The following is a 19133-nucleotide window of genomic DNA, read 5'->3' on the forward strand; positions in this document are numbered from 1 at the left end:
ACGTGCCTTAATGATAAAAAAATAGGAAAAAAAGAATGATATTCCATTTTTTTCTTTAATTTAGTGGCATGAATATCAATTCCGACATATTTAAAATTGAGACTAATAATGTATTACCATCACGAGGAAAGATTCTAATATCAGAACCTTTCCTTCGTGGTACAACATTTGGGAGATCTGTAATTTTATTAATTGATCATACTAACGAAGGAAGTATGGGATTAATAATCAATAAACGGCTTCCATTATTGACCAATGATATTATTAAAGAGTTTAAATATATAGATGATATACCTTTATATAAAGGAGGTCCTGTGGCTACCGATACATTATTTTACCTTCATACGTTTAGTGAAATATCCGGTGCACTGACGATTGGCAAAGGACTCTACCTGAATGGAGATTTTGATGAAGTAAAAAAGTATATTTTACAAGAGAATAATGCTCTTGCAAATATTCGTTTCTTCCTTGGTTATTCCGGTTGGGATAGTGAACAGTTAGGCAATGAAATCAAAGAAAACACCTGGCTCGTTTCTGAAGAAGAGAATGACTACCTGCTAAATACGAACATTAAAGGAATGTGGAAGCAAGCATTAGAAAAACTAGGTAGTAAATACGAAACTTGGTCCAGATTCCCACAAGTGCCTACTCTCAATTAGAAAATTATTATTTCTAGCGTTTCGTATCATTTAAATATTGGAAAAGTATTGCATCTTTATAGCTCCCCCCAACTTGTAACCAGTTTTTCAACAAACCACATTGCACAAATCCACAAGACGTAAATAGCTTGATACAAACTTCATTATCGGCTGCCACATGAGAATACAACTGGCTCAGGGACAAAAAATCAAAAGCATATTTGCAAAGTAGCTTCAAAGCATCAGTTGCATATCCTTGCTGACGATAATCTTTATGAATAGCAATTCCAACTTCACCGCGCAGATGGAGAGGCACAAAGTCTGTGATATCTATTGTTCCCAATATACAATGATCGGATTTTCGCAAAATCATCAAGCGCAATTGTTTATCAGCAAACACATCACACTGAGAAGCTTCTATATATTGACGCAATACATAACGAGAGTAAGGTACGGTGAAATTACTGATATCCCACATCGAAGGATCATTCTCCATCTCATACATAATATCCATATCTTCCGGCTCTACGGCGCGAAGATAGATACGGTTGTTCATCAAAAAGGATTGTCGCATTCCGGTTTTTTATTCTTTGTTGATATGGAGTTCATTCCGAAGTCTCTTCTCACTTGGCAGACAAAAAAGAGAAGCAGTCAGACAGATAAGCATACAGAGATTTCCAGTATTGCTGAATGTCAGATAATAACATAATAGGTTCACAATAATAGCAAATTCGAGCAATCCTAACCGGGCATTGCTCAATTGCACATAACGCTTTAAGGCAAGATTTATAGTCATGTGATCTATTTTCTTTTTCAGTATCAGGCTGAATAATTTAAGAGAAAGAGGCACACATATAGCAGTCAGCAAAATACCAAAAGTTTCAAAATAATATCGGATACGCACATCATCAGCAAGAGTCCCTATAGGGAAAAGTTCAAACTCCCCCGCTCCCAACAGAAATGCAGGGAGTATCCAAAATAAAATATAACTGATATTTAAGTTTCTGACAGTACGTTTTATCTGTTCTTCCATATTCGTTCAAAAAATAATTAATAATTTATACAGTTCCGGTGAAAAGAGTCCTGTTTACAATACTACGTCCAAGAGTTATTTCGTCAGCATATTCGAGTTCATCTCCTACAGAGATTCCCCGTGCAATGACACTAAGCTTGACATTCATTTTTTCTAATTTACGGTAAATGTAGAAATTAGTGGTATCACCTTCCATGGTAGTACTCAATGCCAAAATAACTTCATTGATACCTCCTTCCACCACTCGCTTTACCAAGCTTTCGATCTGCAAATCACTCGGTCCTACTCCATCCATAGGAGAAATCACACCGCCCAATACATGATAAAGTCCCCGGTACTGCTGCGTCGCTTCCACTGCCATCACATCACGTATATTCTCAACCACGCAAACAACGGAAGCGTCCCGCTGAGAGTTGGCGCAAATCTGGCATATTTCTGTATCGGATATATTATGGCATACCTTACAATACTTTACTTCGCGTTTCAATGTTATGATGGAATTACCGAATACTTCAACAGTAGCCGTATCCTGACGGAGCAGATGCAACACAAGCCTCATTGCCGTCTTGCGGCCTATGCCTGGCAGTTTGGAAAATTCGCCTACTGCCTTTTCCAGCAGTATAGAAGGATATTGTTGGTTCATAGATTTTTATTGACGTTCTATCGATTACGGGCGCAAAGATACAGATATTGTTTTTAAATACCTATAAAAAATATTACCTTTGCAGCCAATATGATGATACTTGTTACTATTGTATGTTATTTTGCAGTATTACTGTTAATAGCCCGTATCACCGGATATAAAAGCGGATCAAATGCAGCGTTCTTTAAAGGAGAAAACAAATCACCCTGGTATGTAGTCTCCTTTGGCATGATTGGCGCTTCTATCTCCGGAGTGACATTCGTATCTGTGCCGGGTATGGTACGTGGAATGGATATGACGTATCTGCAAACTGTATTCGGATTCTTTTTTGGATATATGATCGTTGCCCATGTACTCCTTCCTCTATATTACAAATTGAATCTGATTAGTATCTATGGTTATCTCGGAACGCGTATAGGAGTACATTCCTATCGTACCGGTTCTTTCTTTTTCCTATTATCGCGTATGTTAGGAACAGCTGCGAAACTATATTTAGTCTGCCTCATTCTTTATACCTATGTATTTCAAGAAATACACGTACCTTTTTGGGCAATAGCAGTCGGCTCGGTAGCTTTGGTATGGATATACACTCATAAAAGTGGAATTAAAACAATTGTGTGGACAGATACTTTACAGACTTTCTGTCTGATTGCCGCATTAATTTTCATCATATATTTTACAATTCAGAAATTGGATTTCAGTTTCAATGGCATTATACAGACTATTCAAGAGAGCGAACACAGCCGTATTTTTGTTTTTGACAATTGGATCTCCCGCCAAAACTTTTTCAAACAATTTTTCAGTGGTATCTTCATCGTTATTGTAATGACTGGGCTAGATCAGGATATGATGCAAAAAAATCTCTCTTGCCGGAACTTACACGAAGCGAAGAAGAATATGTATTGCTACGGCTTTTCTTTCATTCCACTGAATTTTCTATTTTTATGTCTGGGAATTCTGCTATTGGCACTAGCCGGCAAAATGCAATTAGAATTACCAGTTATGAATGATGATATTTTGCCTATGTTTGCCACCCAAGGTTATTTGGGGCAATCCGTTTTAATACTGTTCACAATCGGTATCATTGCAGCAGCTTTCAGTAACTCGGATTCTGCCTTGACAGCTATGACTACAAGCGTATGTGTAGATCTGCTCAACACGGGAAAAGATACAGAAGAAGTTGCACTCCGTAAGAGAAAGAAAGTACATTTGTTGCTTTCAGTACTATTGGCATTCTTCATTTGCCTGGTAGAAATGCTGAATAATAAAAGTGTAATTGATGCGATATATATTATTGCATCTTACACCTACGGACCCTTACTCGGTATGTTTGCATTCGGATTATTCACCCGCAAGCAAACAAATGACCGCTTAGTTCCATTTATAGCAGTTGCCTCTCCATTATTTTGCTACGTAGCAGATTGGTGGGTAAACAAAGAATTTGGATATAAATTCGGTTATGAGTTGCTTATGTTGAACGGAGCACTTACCTTTGTAGGATTAATGGCTTTGTCCACAAAAAAGAATCGGTTGAAAGTGCCATAAACAGGGCATCCGTCGTTTATTAATAAAAGTGAGTGGAGTTTATGCATAAACGGCACTACAGTTTATTAATAAACGGTTAGTGAGTTTATTAATAAAAAAAAACAGGGAATTAATTGACAAAAAATATGGAAATAACAAGTGCAGAGTTTGTGATTAGTAACACGGATGTAAAAAAGTGTCCGGCAGGAATATTCCCCGAGTATGCTTTCATCGGTCGTTCCAATGTTGGTAAATCGAGTCTTATCAATATGCTGACTGCTCGTAAAGGATTAGCTATGACATCTTCAACTCCGGGAAAGACCATGCTAATCAATCACTTCCTGATAAACAACAGTTGGTATTTGGTAGACCTTCCGGGATATGGCTATGCAAAACGTGGACAAAAAGGTCAGGAGCAGATACAGAAGGTTATTGAAGACTATATACTGGAACGAGAACAAATGACTAATCTTTTCGTACTGATAGACAGCCGCCTGGAACCTCAGAAGATTGATCTAGAATTTATGGAATGGTTAGGTGAAAATGGTATCCCTTTCTCTATCGTATTTACTAAAACAGATAAATTGAAAGGCGGTCGTATGAAGACGAATATTAATTCCTATTTGCAAGAATTACGCAAACATTGGGAAGAACTTCCTCCTTATTTCATCTCTTCATCAGAAAACCGCATAGGTCGCACAGAAATTCTCGACTATATAGAAACCATAAATAAAGAGATAAATACAAAGCAAAAATGAAAAGAAACATTTTCTTTGCTGCATTTGTCGCAGCACTTTCAATGATGGCAAATGACAGTCAGGCACAGTCTTTAAAAGATCTATTTAACAAAGACAACATTTCTAAAGTTGTAAACGCCGTAACAGGTCAAACAGAAGCTATCAACATGACAGGAACATGGAGTTTTGATGGTTCCGCGGTAGAATTTGAATCAGAAAACCTACTAATGCAAGCCGGTGGTGTTGCCGCAGCATCCGTAGCAGAAAATAAATTGGATGAACAATTGGGAAAAGTAGGTATCAAAGCCGGACAAATGAATTTCACCTTCAATGCAGACAGTACCTTTACAAGCACCGTAGGTAAGCGCACTATGAATGGAACTTATTCGTATAATGCAGCAACCAAACAAGTATCACTTAAGTATCTCAAGCTAATAAACCTGACTGCAAAAGTAAACTGTACTACCGAGTCCATGGATCTGCTTTTCAAATCGGATAAACTCCTAAAAATCTTGGCATTTATCGGCAGCAAAAGTAATAGTACTGCATTAAAAACAGTGAGTTCGCTGGCTGATAGTTATGACGGTATGATGGTTGGATTCGAGTTAAAAAAACAGTAAAAAAAGTCCATTTAATACAATTTCTCCTAACAAAGAAACACACTTCAGGGAAAAAACATTATCTTTGTCTCCTATAATTAAAAAGAAGGAAAAATGAAAAAAATACTTTTTTTAGTGACTTTATTAGTAATGGGAGTTGGTTTTACATTCGCACAGGGATCAGAAGGAAAAGCTGCTGCCATTAAGTTTGATAAGACAACACATGACTTCGGTAAATTTTCTGAAAGTAAACCTGTAGTAAGTTGTGAATTCAAATTCACTAATATAGGTGATGCTCCTTTAGTGATTCATCAGGCAGTAGCTTCTTGCGGATGTACTGTACCCGAATACACCCAAGAACCGGTTATGCCGGGCAAAACAGGTACCATCAAAGTGACTTATAACGGAAAAGGCAAATATCCGGGACATTTTAAAAAATCTATTACTTTGCGTACCAATGCAAAAACAGAAATGATACGGATTTATATCGAGGGCAACATGGAGGCTACCGATAAAGATGGAGAAAGCGGTAAATAAGAAAAAATAGACCAGAAGGAAAAGGAGAATCTTTTGATTCTCCTTTTTTTTTGTTTACTTTGAAGTCTGGAAACATAAACTACTAAAAATAATATGAAAGAACAACAAGAAGAAGACAAATTCACCGGGCTACCCGAGAATGCGTTCAGAGAGTTGAAACCGGGAGAAGTGTATAACCCGTTAATGAATCCCTCTAAAAATTATCCGGAAGTTACTTTCTGGTCTGTAGCATGGGGTATCGCCATGGCAATCCTTTTCTCCGCAGCGGCAGCCTATCTGGGGCTAAAAGTAGGGCAAGTTTTTGAGGCTGCCATACCTATTGCTATCATTGCTGTAGGAGTTTCCGGTGCTGCAAAAAGAAAAAATGCGTTGGGAGAAAATGTAATCATTCAGTCTATCGGAGCTTGCTCCGGGGTGATTGTAGCCGGAGCTATCTTTACCCTACCCGCTCTATATATTCTCCAAGCGAAATATCCTGAAATGACTGTGACTTTTATGCAAGTGTTCATCAGTTCATTATTAGGTGGTATATTAGGTATTCTTTTCTTAATTCCATTCCGGAAATATTTTGTTAGCGATATGCATGGTAAATATCCTTTCCCAGAAGCCACAGCTACCACACAAGTATTAGTTTCGGGAGAAAAGAGTGGTAATCAGGCAAAACCATTATTAATCGCAGGATTGATTGGTGGATTGTACGATTTTATAGTAGCCACATTCGGTTGGTGGAATGAGAACTTTACTACTCGGATTTGTGGAGCCGGAGAAATGTTAGCAGAGAAAGCAAAACTTATATTTAAGGTAAATACAGGAGCAGCAGTACTCGGTCTGGGATATATTGTCGGATTAAAGTATGCTTCTATCATCTGTGCAGGTTCATTGGCAGTGTGGTGGATCATCATTCCAGGGATGTCGGCTATCTGGGGAGACAGTGTGCTAAATTCCTGGAACCCGGACATTACTTCTACGGTAGGGATGATGAGTCCGGAAGAAATCTTCAAATATTATGCAAAAAGTATTGGTATTGGTGGTATTGCTATGGCAGGTGTTATAGGCATTATTCGTTCATGGGGAATCATCAAAAGTGCCGTTGGACTTGCTGCAAAAGAAATACACGGTAAAGGTAATGTAGAAAAAAGTATTGTCCGTACTCAACGTGACCTTTCAATGAAGATTATTGCTATTGGTTCTATCATAACACTAATATTGATCACATTATTCTTCTATTTCGATGTGATGCAAGGCAATCTGGTGCACACATTGGTTGCAATTGTTCTGGTAGCAGGCATTTCCTTCCTTTTTACAACAGTAGCAGCAAATGCTATTGCAATTGTAGGAACGAATCCGGTATCCGGAATGACATTAATGACATTGATTCTAGCATCTGTTGTGATGGTATCTGTAGGACTAAAAGGTCCTTCCGGAATGGTTGCTTCTCTTGTCATGGGTGGTGTGGTATGTACCGCATTATCAATGGCGGGAGGTTTTATCACCGATTTAAAAATTGGTTATTGGTTGGGAAGTACACCTGCCAAGCAAGAAACCTGGAAATTTTTGGGAACTATTGTATCCGCAGCAACAGTAGGCGGGGTAATGATTATCCTGAACAAAACATATGGATTTACTAGTGGAGCTTTAGCTGCTCCTCAGGCAAACGCAATGGCAGCCGTAATCGAGCCACTGATGAGTGGTGTTGGTGCTCCCTGGTTACTCTATGGAATTGGTGCTGTTTTAGCAATTATTCTGACTTTTTGTAAAATTCCTGCATTGGCTTTTGCCTTGGGTATGTTTATTCCTTTAGAGCTGAATGTACCTCTGGTAGTCGGTGGAGCTATCAATTGGTATGTCACTACTCGCAGCAAAGATGTAATATTGAACACAGAAAGAGGTGAAAAAGGAACTTTGCTGGCTTCTGGTTTTATTGCTGGTGGTGCATTGATGGGAGTAGTCAGTGCAGCTATGCGTTTTGGTGGAATCAATCTGGTAAATGAAGCTTGGTTGAACAATACTTGGTCAGAAGTGTTGGCATTAGGAGCCTATGCTCTATTAATCCTTTATTTCATTAAAGCTTCAATGAAAGTAAAATAAGATGAAGAGACTTTTATCCTTCGTAGTATCTTTTATAACTGTAATGGCATTTGCACAACAGCCCGTCGAGCTACCCTTGTGGTCCGACGGTGCTTCCAATGCTAACAGCATGACTAGGAAGGAACAAGAGTTATCTCATTTACATCCGATGCTAAGAATCGGAAAATCCTTTCTGGGTACTAAATATACTGCTAATACACTTGATGAAAGTCTGGAAGAAAAGCTCGTTATCCTACCTCAGAAGGTAGACTGCCTGACATTCGTTGAATATGTGTTGGCACAGGCACTCAGTTCTGAATTTACCGAAAACTTACAGAATATACGGTATCGTGATGGTATTATCAACGGATATCCTTCACGGTTACATTATACTTCTGATTGGATTGAAAATGGTGTCCGTCATGGATTCCTCCAAGATATCACGGCTGAAAATAGTTTATATACTAATAAACTTTCACTTTCGTTTATGTCTACTCATCCGGAATTGTACAAACAGTTGGAAAATTCACCGAAGAATGTAAAACAAATAGCTGAATGCGAAAAGGCATTAACTGGAAAAACTGTGCATATCTTGCCAAAGAATAAACTTCCCGACACAGGGCTCCCTTGGATTGAAAATGGGGATATCATCGCAATTACTACTAGTCTGCGGGGTTTGGACATAGCTCATGTGGGAATAGCAAATTATATCAACGGTAATTTGCATCTGCTTCACGCATCTGCTTCATTAGGAAAAGTCGTGATCAGTGAAAAACCACTCAGAAATATGCTTGACAATCATAAAACATGGACAGGAATACGTGTTGTCCGGATGTCTCACCCTAAAAAATAATCAATTATGAAAAGAGTAAAACATTTCCTTCTTGTTTTTTCTCTACTACCTTCTCTATTAGTGGCACAGGGAGTACCAGACGTCACTTTTCTGGGACTAACTCCGGATGCTCAATCGGCAGGTATGGCAGGTACAGGACTGGCTATCACTGATAATGGAAGTACAGCTATCTTTCATAATGCTTCTACTATCGCTTTCTCTCAGGATGTAATGGGTGCCAGCTATTCATATGCTGGCATCAATAAAGACCGTGCATTGCAAAGTGCATCTCTTTTTTACCGTATCGGTCGGGAAGGAAAACATGGTTTCACGGTTGGTTTCCGTCACTATAAAGCATCCGATTATTATGTAAACGACGAAAAAGTAGATGGCATCTCAAATTTCCATCCTCGTGCCTGGAGTCTGGAAGCAGGATATTTCAGAAGTATAACACAGAATCTCTCTCTTTCATTAACACTCAGATATTTGCAAGCGAAAGGTTATCCAACTACTGATAGTAAAGGTACAGTTTGTCTGGACTTCGGAGCTACCTATCATCGGAATATGTCGATACTAGATGAAATGGCTTCGTGGTCTATAGGATTTCAAGCAGCCAATTTGGGAAGAAAGTTAGATGGACAAAAGTTACCTGCCCGATTAGGATTAGGAGGTGCTATTGATCTCCCTTTCAGTATGGAAAACCGCCTACAATTAGCTTTGGATTTAAATTACCTGCTTCCCTCCCACTACCGCCATCTTCAGGCTGGTGTGGGAGCTGAATACAATTTCCTGAAATATGGAGTGATCCGTGGAGGATACCACTTTGGAGATAAAGACAAAGGAGTAGGTAATTACGGAACTTTAGGTTGCGGAATTAACTTCTGGCCAATCCGCGCAGATTTTTCTTATGCGCTGGCTGATAAGGACTGTTTCATGTACAGAACCTGGCAAATTAGCTTAGGAGTAATTTTCTAAGTTCATTTTGGAGGCGTTGCTTCACTTCGTCCATTGGCACATCACATTTCAATTCCTGACGAAGAGAAGTGACGCCTTTATCTATAAATCCACAGGGATTAATATAACTGAAATAATGTAAATCGGTATTCACATTTAAAGCCAATCCGTGCATAGTGACGAAGTGACTGCTCCGTACTCCTATCGCACAAATCTTACGGGCAGAGGATGTCTCACCTTCCAACCAAACTCCGGTTGCTTTTTCCAACCGACCCGCTTTTATGCCATATGTAGCACAAACACATATTACTGCTTCTTCAAGCAAATGTATATATTCCTTTAATCCAAGTTGAAAATCTTCAAGATTCAGGATTGGATAACACACAAGTTGCCCGGGACCATGATAAGTGATATCTCCTCCCCTGTCAATATGGTAAAGAGTAGCATCTATTGCTTTAAGCTGTTCATCAGCCAGCAACATATTATTTTCTTTCCCGCTACGCCCCAACGTATAGACATGAGGATGCTCGCACATGATAATCCGGTTCTCATATGGTAGGCTCTGTGCCTTCGCATGAACCAGAGCATCAAACCATTCCATTTGTCGTTGCCATGCGTCGGCATACGGCACTAAGTTCCAATTTACAAAAGTTGTTTTCATAAAACAAAGATAAAAAATAAAAAGAAAATGTGTACATTTGCGAGAGTAAATAAAAACGACCGACCTTATGAAAATGGATTTTCCACAAGTAGATTTACCTCTTGAGGTTTTAGCCTGGACTGATGTCACTGAGGATATTCTTAATATTTACAAGCAATCTTGCCGACTTCAAGCCTGCATTGTAGCTATATGTACAGAAGGATACATGAAAGCCTCCATTAATCTGCTGGACTATGAGATACGTCCCAATGACTTGATCACATTACTTCCGGGAACAATCATCCAGTTTAAAGAAAGAACCGAAAAGGTTCGTCTCTGTTTTGCCGGATTCTCTTCGACCTGCGCCGGACGTATCAATCTGATAAAGGCTATCGGCGATGCTTATCCCAAATTACTGGAGCAGCCGGTTATGCCTCTTTCGGAAAATGTTTCCAGATATTTAAAAGAATATTTCACCTTATTATCTCATGTCAGTTGTGACGATTCTTTTGATATAGATCCGGAATTATCTGATATATCTCTTCAAACGATTTTAACAAGTGTACGACTTATCTACCGGAGACTAACTGTAAAAAATGACAATTCGAACCGCAAAAAAGAAATTTGCCGTGAATTGATCCACTCAATTACCGAGCATTACAAACAGGAACGACGTGCGCAATTCTATGCTGATCAACTCGGCATTTCCCTTCAACACCTAAGCACCACAGTCAAGCAAGTGACAGGAAAAAGCGTGCTTGATACGATAGCCTATATTATTATTATGGATGCTAAAGCTAAATTGAAAGGAACCAATATGACTATTCAGGAAATAGCATATTCTCTGAATTTTCCAAGTGCTACCTTTTTTGGTAAATACTTTAGACGGTATGTAGGAATGACGCCCGTAGAATTCAGGAATACATAAAAAAGTATGCCAATGAGTTTCTGCAAATAACTATACTCAGATATTGCAAAGCTCATTGGCAATTTATTATTTTTTCCCCAGACTCAATGAATTGAGAACCACGCTCACACTTGAAAATGCCATAGCGGCACTTGCTAACATCGGATTAAGCAATAAACCGTTAATTGGGAATAAAACTCCAGCAGCAATCGGAATACCAATCAGATTATAAATGAACGCCCAGAAAAGATTCTGGTGAATAAGCCTTACTGTTTGTTTGGATAATTCGAAAGCTTTAGGAAGTAGCAACAGATCGGATGTCATCAATGTTACCATCGCTACATCCATTGCAATATCTGTACCTTTTCCCATCGCAATGCTGACATCAGCTAAAGCTAATGCTTGTGAATCATTGATTCCGTCACCAACCATGGCGACCTTCTTTCCCTGCAACTGCAATTCACGTACAAATTCGGCTTTATCATCCGGCAAAGCATCTGCAACAAAACGTTCAATCCCCAATCGGGAAGAAACAGCCAGTGCCGTACGTTGCCCATCACCTGTCAGCATACATATATCGATGCCCAAACGTTTCAGTTCTCTTACAGCTTCGGCAGAAGTTGCCTTCACGGGATCTGAGACAGCAATAATAGCTAATAGTTGATTCTCACGACCAAAATAGATGATCCCCTGACCATCCGACTCATATTGAACTAGCATATCGGTCATAATATCCACTACTATTGCATTGAAATCTTTCAGAAGTTTATGACTTCCGACCCAATATGTATGCCCTTCATAAGACACTTTTATTCCTTTTCCAGTGATACTCTCAAAGCTTTCTAAAGTAGCGGGCTTGATATCTTCTTCCTGAAGAGCTGATACAATAGCTCCCGCAAGTGGATGCTCAGATTTCATCTCCGCTGCCAAAAGCACATCTTTGAAATGCATCTGCTGTGGCTGCGCCCATAGCCATCCGGTAGCAGTAGGATGACCTTCGGTTAAGGTTCCTGTTTTATCGAGTACAACTATATCTACTTTTCGCATTTGTTCCAAAGCAACAGCATCTTTAATAAGAATATGTTGGCTGGCAGCTTTGCCAATTCCTACCATTAATGCAGTAGGAGTAGCAAGTCCTAAAGCACAAGGACAAGCAATCACAAGCACTGATACAGCAGAAAGAATTCCATAGGATATATATTCACTACCCCCAATCACTATCCACAAAATAAATGTCAAAATAGCAATACCTAACACTACAGGAACAAAAATACTTGTAATACGATCTACAATACGCTGCACAGGTGCTTTACTACCTTGGGCTTCCTGCACCATACGAATAATACGGGCAAGTACTGTTTCCATTCCCACTTGAGCAGCATGAATAATAAAAGAACCACGTTGGTTGATTGTTCCCGCCAGCACTTTATCCCCTTTTTTCTTTTCTACAGGAACAGGTTCACCACTGATCATGCTTTCATCTACATAAGAGTCTCCTTCAGAAAGCTCCCCATCTACGGGAATCTGTTCACCAGGACGAACTACGACCAGATCACCTACTTGCAATTGATCAATCAAAATCTCTTCTTCCACTCCATTCCTCAAAACGCGAGCTATTTTCGGCTGCATTCCCATCAGTTTGCGGATAGCAGTAGATGTATTCCCTTTGGCACGTTCCTCCATCAGTTTTCCAGTCAGCACAAAAGCGATAATCACAGCAGAAGCTTCGTAATAGACGTGTGGTTCCAATCCGCGGTTATACCAAAATCCCGGAAAAAACGTATTAAATAAACTGAATAAAAAGGCAATAGATGTACTCAATGCCACCAGTGTATCCATGTTGCTACGCCCTAACTTCAATTGTTTCCAAGCTCCAGTAAAAAAAGAACCTCCAAACAAAATCATTACCGGAATCGTAAGTACTAGCTGAATCTCATTCGAATAAGGCATATGCATCAACACCATAGAAAACAAAAGTAGTGGAACGACAAATATCCACGCGCCAATAACTTTCCGTTTCAGACGAACATAATGTTTATGCTGCTCTTCTTCCTGACGTTTTTCTTTATGTGATTCTTCAATTATTAAATCGTATCCTGCAGCAAGTACGGCTGCACGAATTTCTCCGGGAGTCAGTTGCCCACCCTCATAAGATACAATCAATGTATTCGTTGCAAAATTGACCGAAGCCTCCACAACTCCAGTCAGTTTCCTCACTGTTTTTTCAACATTATTAGCACACCCTGCACAATGCATATTCAACACAGGGAACGATTTCTTTACTATATTACCCATATGATCTATTTTTTAAAGACGTGTCAAAAGCCTACAATTATTATCTATTAAGCACACACTACAGAGAATACACGGTTTTAGTTAATCAAAGAGCCATAAAGTCCTTATAATCCGAGCCTTAGTAGTTTTATACAAATAGATTATTCTACTTCTGACACAGCCTCCTATTCTTTGATTTATAAACAAGCAGATACGGGGCTTTGTTCAATTACTTCTTATCCGCTTTTTTATCTTCTTTCTTCGTTTCTTTCACAAATTCCGCTTCGTACTCAAACTTCTTAAATCCAGCTTGTAAGTTCTTCACATTTGTCTTTTCAGCATCATAAGTAATGGTTACCGTTTTTGTTTTCAGTTCGGTAGCCAGCTCTTTTACGCCTTTTTCAAAACGTATGTTATTTTTTACTTTCCGTTCACAATTTTCACAGTACATTTGAGACACTTTGAATAATACCACGCGGATATCCTTTGCCATTACGGCTACCACGCTGAAAAGCAACACTATACAAGTAACCATCCATCTTTTTGTTTTCATTTCTTCTTATTTATTTAAATATTATATAATCAATTTCTTGCCAGATTAAATCGTACACCAATATATGCTTTTGCTCCGTGTACAGGTCCCCATATCATTGTAGAATCGAAGTTATCCCCCCAAGGGTTTGAAGCATCTATAATTGGATTTTTCTGTTTAAAATTAGTAATATTTTCTCCTCCAATGTAGATAGACCAACGACGGAAATAACGGGTGATCTGTGCATTTAACTGTTCAAAACTACCGTAACGAGAACTCCAAGATAGTTGTTCATCTGCCAGTTCGTAAGGAGAGGGCATTCTGCCACCCCCGTTCAACTGAAGCGTTGCATCAAATTGCCAGATTCCCAATGGAGTCTGATAAGAAGCGGTCAATAATCCTTTATACTTACTTGTAAGGGGCTTTTCCATTCGCATACCTTTGTAGGTTGTTTGGGCATCTGTCATTCGGTAAGCTCCGGTCAGTGTAAATCCTTTAAAGAAAGGATAGCTCACTTCTAACTGAAATACATGGGAGTACGAACATCCGTCTAAATTATAAAAGGACACTTCGTGTGGATTACTATCCATATCTACAATGACTTGTTTCAGGAAATTCGTGTAATAATATTCAGCATTGATATTTAGTGTTTTTCCAAAAACCGGGATATAAGTAGATACGCTAGTACCATAGTTCCAGGCTTCTTCCATATCCAAATTTTGAGCTATCTCTACTTTACGGCTACTAGAAAGCAAATAATTGTTCTCTGCCAACACATGATTTGCCCGATATCCTTTCCCTGCCGAAAGTCGGAAATGGATGTAATCGTTCGGATTGTATTTAAGATGTGCACGCGGAGTCATAAAGAAACCTGATTTGGTACTGTAATCTCCACGCAAACCTGCCATCAACATCCATTGATCATTTAAGTTCAATGTATACTGTACATAGGCACCAGGAACAGCTTCTTTATCAAAAACTTTACGAGACATTCCCTCTGCATCGTTTTCCAGACGAAAGTATTGATCAAAAGTATCATAATTAAAGCTTAATCCTGCAGAAAGACTATGCTGTTTGTTCAACTCTGTTTCAAACATTAATGAAGCATACGCATTGGTCTGATCTACATTGTAAATTTTCTTTCCGTACAATGCATCCTGATTATGCCATGTAGCAGATAGAATGAGTGCTAAATTTGTATTTTTTTCTTTATTAAAAATATAGGCATTCTTGGTAAAGAGTTCATAACGTTCTGTATCAATTCCCACTTTATATAGGTCTGTAACAGGCTTATTCGCATGATGTGATTGTCCACTCATACGACTTTCCGATAATGCTTTAAATCCTGCTTGAAAGACATAATGATCACCCATATATGCCCAACGGTTCCAAACGTTGTATTGCTCCACTTGAGGAATATCTATAAATCCGTCATCATTACCATCATGAGCTTTTGTCTCATTCTCGTAATGGGCTAGCAGTGAAGTACTCCAACGTTTAGATACTTTCAGAGTAGCATCCGCATTCGCTTCATAACGATTGGTAGAACTTGCGAAAAAATTGGCAAATACCCAATCAGCTTCCGGTAATTGGGGTTTCTTAAATTCTACATTAATTTGTCCGGTAATGGCTTCATAACCATTTTTCACGGTAGAAATTCCTTTGGAAACTTGTATACTTTGCATCCACGGACCGGGAACATATCCCAGTCCATAAGCTGCTGCAGCCCCCCGATAATTCGGAATATTCTCAGTAAGCATTTGCACATAGGTGCCGGATAAGCCTAAAAGTTTAATTTGCTTTGCTCCCGTCGCAGCATCCGAATAACTTACGTCTACCGAAGGATTAGTCACGAAACTTTCTCCCAGATTACAACAAGCAGCTCTGCTTAATTCGGCACTAGTTATTATTTCTTCATTGAGAACACTATTACGCAATTTCATCCTCCCCATCTTACGCCTGACAATACTGATTTCATTCAGTTCTACCCCATCTCGAAGTATAATTTCTAGTTCTTCTTTCTTATTATGAACATGGATTGTATCATTCTGAAAACCGATAAAACTGATGACTAACATATCGTTATGGGCTGGTTTATGAATAGAAAAACTACCATCCTCCTTTGTTGTCACTCCCTTACCTGTATTCATCCAAAACACATTCGCTCCCGGAATTGCTTCTCCGATATTATCTTTTACTATTCCTCGCACTTGTGCCAGCACATTGGCTGCCAATAGCAAGAACAGACTTAACATTAAATATTTCATTTTTCCCTACTTACTTTCAGAATACAAAAATAGATTATTTTTGATGCAACCTGGTTGCATTGCTACACACTCTTTACTTTCAGAAAAGAACGACTAAAAATAAAGTTATAAATTAACGCCGACTATTAAGAAATCCACGTTAGAAAAATAGAAGAAATAGGCTAAATGAGAAGCACAGAATGCATCACCAACTTTTGTCGAGGTAAAACAGGTGGTGGATCCATAAAACGAGAATAAGTTTCCGCATGGTCCATATAGATGGAAGCCATCATTTCGTGTAACTGTTCATGAAAAATAGCAATCACCGGAATAGAAACTGTTATTTCAGAAGTATGCTTCACCAAGTCTACCTTATAAATAGTAGCCGTGCAGCCTTCTTCTTTACAGTCTTTCTTTGAATCACAAGAATAAATTTTCCGGCACTTAGTACAACCATCCACACAACAATTCTGCTCAGTTTCACAACGAGCACAACAATAATGCATAACAGAGATTCCTACTCCTGAATAAATTATCAGAAGAGAAAGAAGCATTATTATAGTATATGATAGTTTTTTCATTATGGGAACAAAGATAAGGATAATAATAGAGTATCCTATATTTTTAACAATAATAATATGTCTTGATATTAGCCGTTGATTCAAGAATATTCAGATAAGCAGTATAGGTAATATATCATAAAAAACTACTCATCAGCACTAAATTCAGATAAATAAGTTCTATTTTATATTAGTAAAGAATATATATAATCTATATTTCATTCGACCAGATATATCATTTATTAAAAAAGACAATGGTAATATTAGACAAAATTCAATTCCGACTAAAACTAATAAGAAAACGGTTGTTTTGATATTTAACAATAGTCAAAATAGCCGTTTTCGAAAATAAATAATATCTTACTTTATTAAATGCTTCTTTAATAGATAATGACCTTTTTACCATAAAGCAGAAAGTCCAGAATTTTCATAATAATATTTGTGCCAATTGGCAAATTCAAAACCTTTACTAGCCTCCAGACTACCTTCTAATCCTTCTGCATACATACCAAAGGTAATAGTAGTCATTTTTTTATCATCTTGTTGTTTTGTATTATAGACTTCAGCACCTTTTTTCAGTTGCTGAAGTCCCTCAATCTAAAAAATAGGTGCAACATCAGACTGGCCAGGATTTGCAAGGCATGCAGTTAAACCATTTACATTTTTGTCAAGCCCAAAGAATTTTCCAATGTGGCGTTGCAACAGACTCCCTGACTGATCACCCAAGAAACGAAGTCCAAGTTTATCAGACATAAATCCTACAATTGCACGGATAGTAACCGAAACTTCAACACGTTCGTTAGGATATTGTTTTTCATGACCTGTTGATACATAATTGGTAATAGTATAATCAACTACTAAATCATTCATATCATAATCGGAGAGATCAGGTCATCCATCTTCAAATATTACACCGCCCGACGTAATATACTTCTTCATTAAATGTTCATCACTAACTGTAGTAGTCCATAAACCTAATAACTCATCTGTTCCTACATCCATACGTCCTCGTTCAAAAAGATTGACATTACAAACAGTAGAAATTTGATTCTGAATTTTAACTTTTGATATATCAGTGATAGACTCTTTCGTCGGATATTTCACATAGAGATATTCATTTGAATCAGGCCACGTCCACATAACCTTCTACCACATTCTCTGGTCCTACAGGTAATTCTGCAACCGAACTTTTAGCCGAACAATCTGCTTCGGTATATATAGAAACAACAGAAGTTACCGGGACAGTTACTGCCAAATTTACATTACGAAAAGTATTCCATGAAAAATCACTTGGAATATAAAAATCAAGAGTCGTTTGCTGAGAACTGTCAGGATCCGAATAATCCTTATCATTATCAACACACATGCCATACATAAATTGTCCCCCCATCAGCGAGTACAATATCCACTTTTTCATTGTTCTCAGTTGTAATAAGACTCCCAACACATCTAATATTTTTTCCTTTTTATTCGTCTGATTCGGTAAATTCATTTATATTTGTCGATAAGGAAAGAGATAACAAATATAGAATTTATAGAAAAAACGAATATGAAAAAACAATATGTCAGCCTGCTTGCGATTATCCTTTCTGCAAACGGCTTTTTGTTTTCTTGTCATGACAAGATGAATAAAAATACAGGGGCACTAAAATTCGATAGTATCCAAGTAAATGAGACTGTACACCTTTTTAGTGATACGGCTAAACCGGCTTGTAACATTGTTATCAACTTTACATATGCTACTAAGTCATCAGATCAGATATTGAAAGACAGTATCAATGCTGATTTCATCTCTGCCTTTTTTGGTGATAAATACATAGGAGAGCAACCTAAAGAAATCTTGAAAGAATACACTGAAGAATATATCAATACATATCTTCATGACCAAGAACCAATGTATCTGGAAAGCGAAAAGAATAAAGATGACGAATCGGCGATTGGATCATGGTACTCCTTTTATAAAAGTCTCGAAAGCCACGTACAACTTTATGAGAAAGACCTCCTCGTTTACCGTATTGACTATAATGAATACACCGGAGGTGCTCATGGTATGTACATGACTACTTATCTGAATATGGATCTCACCTTAATGCGCCCACTTCATCTAGACGATCTTTTCGTTGGAGACTACAAAGAAGCACTCACCGACCTGATCTGGAGTCAGTTAATGGCAAATAACAATGTGACTACCCATGAAGCCCTGGAAGACTTAGGATATGCTTCAACCGGAGACATTACTCCCATCGAAAACTTCTATTTAAGTAAGGATGGCATTACCTTCTATTATAATATATATGATATTACGCCATATTCAATGGGACCAGTAAAAGTAACCATCCCTTTCTCCATGATGGAACATTTGCTAGGTAGCAATCCTATTTTAGAAGATTTGAAAAACTAATAAGTCATA

At 38.2% G+C, this 19133-nt stretch carries 22 protein-coding genes; 10 read left to right on the forward strand and 12 right to left on the reverse strand.

Going from position 1 to position 19133, the window contains the following annotated elements; all coding sequences use genetic code 11:
* The first annotated feature begins 68 nt into the window (after positions 1-68).
* The gene (locus tag PHO71_RS07490; RefSeq protein WP_300201147.1) at positions 69-659 is read left to right on the forward strand and encodes a YqgE/AlgH family protein; all 591 of its coding nucleotides are present in this window, start codon (positions 69-71) and stop codon (positions 657-659) included.
* A gap of 13 nt (positions 660-672) precedes the next feature.
* On the opposite strand, the gene PHO71_RS07495 is transcribed toward PHO71_RS07490, so the two are convergent.
* Genes PHO71_RS07495 through recR form a run of 3 tightly spaced genes read right to left on the reverse strand, consistent with a single transcriptional unit; the run spans position 673 to position 2314 of the window.
* Complete coding sequence (locus PHO71_RS07495) at positions 673-1212, reverse strand: GNAT family N-acetyltransferase (protein WP_300201152.1); 540 nt, start codon at positions 1210-1212, stop codon at positions 673-675.
* Positions 1213-1221: 9 nt separating this feature from the next.
* Entirely contained in the window at positions 1222-1671 is a 450-nt protein-coding gene (locus tag PHO71_RS07500; RefSeq protein ID WP_300201155.1) for a hypothetical protein, read from the reverse strand.
* 25 nt (positions 1672-1696) lie between these two features.
* Entirely contained in the window at positions 1697-2314 is a 618-nt protein-coding gene (gene recR / locus PHO71_RS07505; protein ID WP_300201158.1) for a recombination mediator RecR, read from the reverse strand.
* Positions 2315-2404: 90 nt separating this feature from the next.
* Between recR and PHO71_RS07510 the strand changes: the two genes are divergently transcribed.
* The 7 genes from PHO71_RS07510 to PHO71_RS07540 all read left to right on the forward strand — a co-directional run bounded on the left by PHO71_RS07510 (position 2405) and on the right by PHO71_RS07540 (position 9585).
* The gene (locus PHO71_RS07510; protein WP_300201160.1) at positions 2405-3859 is read left to right on the forward strand and encodes a sodium:solute symporter; all 1455 of its coding nucleotides are present in this window, start codon (positions 2405-2407) and stop codon (positions 3857-3859) included.
* Positions 3860-3984: 125 nt separating this feature from the next.
* A complete protein-coding gene (gene yihA / locus PHO71_RS07515; RefSeq protein WP_300201163.1) occupies positions 3985-4596 on the forward strand; it encodes a ribosome biogenesis GTP-binding protein YihA/YsxC in 612 nt (203 codons plus the stop codon).
* Positions 4593-5195 (forward strand): DUF4923 family protein, encoded by a 603-nt coding sequence (locus PHO71_RS07520; RefSeq protein WP_300201166.1) that lies wholly within the window; start codon positions 4593-4595, stop codon positions 5193-5195. Before yihA ends, PHO71_RS07520 begins: the two co-directional genes overlap by 4 nt.
* 93 nt (positions 5196-5288) lie before the next feature.
* Positions 5289-5711: a DUF1573 domain-containing protein gene (locus tag PHO71_RS07525; RefSeq protein WP_300201169.1), complete on the forward strand. Its 423-nt coding sequence runs from the start codon at positions 5289-5291 to the stop codon at positions 5709-5711.
* A 93-nt stretch (positions 5712-5804) separates the two neighbouring features.
* Positions 5805-7799: an OPT family oligopeptide transporter gene (locus PHO71_RS07530; RefSeq protein ID WP_300201172.1), complete on the forward strand. Its 1995-nt coding sequence runs from the start codon at positions 5805-5807 to the stop codon at positions 7797-7799.
* A 109-nt stretch (positions 7800-7908) separates the two neighbouring features.
* Positions 7909-8631, forward strand: a complete 723-nt coding sequence (locus PHO71_RS07535; protein ID WP_300201330.1) for an N-acetylmuramoyl-L-alanine amidase-like domain-containing protein — start codon at positions 7909-7911, stop codon at positions 8629-8631.
* Between the two features lie 6 nt (positions 8632-8637).
* Positions 8638-9585, forward strand: coding sequence for a PorV/PorQ family protein (locus tag PHO71_RS07540; protein WP_300201175.1), 948 nt, complete (start codon positions 8638-8640; stop codon positions 9583-9585).
* Here the strand turns inward: PHO71_RS07540 and lipB are convergent.
* Positions 9563-10225 carry a lipoyl(octanoyl) transferase LipB gene (gene lipB, locus PHO71_RS07545; protein WP_300201178.1) on the reverse strand — a complete coding sequence of 221 codons (663 nt, stop codon included), beginning with the start codon at positions 10223-10225 and terminating at the stop codon, positions 9563-9565. The two genes, PHO71_RS07540 and lipB, sit on opposite strands and share 23 nt — an antisense overlap.
* A gap of 67 nt (positions 10226-10292) precedes the next feature.
* Between lipB and PHO71_RS07550 the strand changes: the two genes are divergently transcribed.
* Positions 10293-11132 carry a helix-turn-helix domain-containing protein gene (locus tag PHO71_RS07550; RefSeq protein WP_300201181.1) on the forward strand — a complete coding sequence of 280 codons (840 nt, stop codon included), beginning with the start codon at positions 10293-10295 and terminating at the stop codon, positions 11130-11132.
* Between the two features lie 66 nt (positions 11133-11198).
* On the opposite strand, the gene PHO71_RS07555 is transcribed toward PHO71_RS07550, so the two are convergent.
* The 8 genes from PHO71_RS07555 to PHO71_RS07590 form a co-directional block, all read right to left on the reverse strand.
* Positions 11199-13406 carry a heavy metal translocating P-type ATPase gene (locus tag PHO71_RS07555; protein WP_300201184.1) on the reverse strand — a complete coding sequence of 736 codons (2208 nt, stop codon included), beginning with the start codon at positions 13404-13406 and terminating at the stop codon, positions 11199-11201.
* Positions 13407-13614: 208 nt separating this feature from the next.
* Positions 13615-13938 carry a heavy-metal-associated domain-containing protein gene (locus tag PHO71_RS07560; protein ID WP_300201187.1) on the reverse strand — a complete coding sequence of 108 codons (324 nt, stop codon included), beginning with the start codon at positions 13936-13938 and terminating at the stop codon, positions 13615-13617.
* Positions 13939-13967: 29 nt separating this feature from the next.
* Positions 13968-16184, reverse strand: coding sequence for a TonB-dependent receptor (locus tag PHO71_RS07565; protein WP_300201190.1), 2217 nt, complete (start codon positions 16182-16184; stop codon positions 13968-13970).
* Positions 16185-16345: 161 nt separating this feature from the next.
* The gene (locus PHO71_RS07570; protein ID WP_300201193.1) at positions 16346-16744 is read right to left on the reverse strand and encodes a hypothetical protein; all 399 of its coding nucleotides are present in this window, start codon (positions 16742-16744) and stop codon (positions 16346-16348) included.
* Between the two features lie 378 nt (positions 16745-17122).
* Complete coding sequence (locus PHO71_RS07575; RefSeq protein ID WP_300201196.1) at positions 17123-17251, reverse strand: hypothetical protein; 129 nt, start codon at positions 17249-17251, stop codon at positions 17123-17125.
* A 69-nt stretch (positions 17252-17320) separates the two neighbouring features.
* A complete protein-coding gene (locus PHO71_RS07580) occupies positions 17321-17593 on the reverse strand; it encodes a hypothetical protein (protein ID WP_300201198.1) in 273 nt (90 codons plus the stop codon).
* Positions 17594-17614: 21 nt separating this feature from the next.
* Positions 17615-17863 carry a hypothetical protein gene (locus PHO71_RS07585; RefSeq protein WP_300201200.1) on the reverse strand — a complete coding sequence of 83 codons (249 nt, stop codon included), beginning with the start codon at positions 17861-17863 and terminating at the stop codon, positions 17615-17617.
* Positions 17847-18215 (reverse strand): hypothetical protein, encoded by a 369-nt coding sequence (locus tag PHO71_RS07590; protein WP_300201203.1) that lies wholly within the window; start codon positions 18213-18215, stop codon positions 17847-17849. Before PHO71_RS07590 ends, PHO71_RS07585 begins: the two co-directional genes overlap by 17 nt.
* 57 nt (positions 18216-18272) lie before the next feature.
* On the opposite strand from PHO71_RS07590, the gene PHO71_RS07595 reads away from it, so the two are divergent.
* Positions 18273-19124: a DUF3298 and DUF4163 domain-containing protein gene (locus PHO71_RS07595; protein WP_300201206.1), complete on the forward strand. Its 852-nt coding sequence runs from the start codon at positions 18273-18275 to the stop codon at positions 19122-19124.
* Positions 19125-19133 lie beyond the last annotated feature (9 nt).

The organism is Bacteroides sp., assembly GCF_028690125.1.
Taxonomy (GTDB): Bacteria; Bacteroidota; Bacteroidia; order Bacteroidales; family Bacteroidaceae; genus Bacteroides.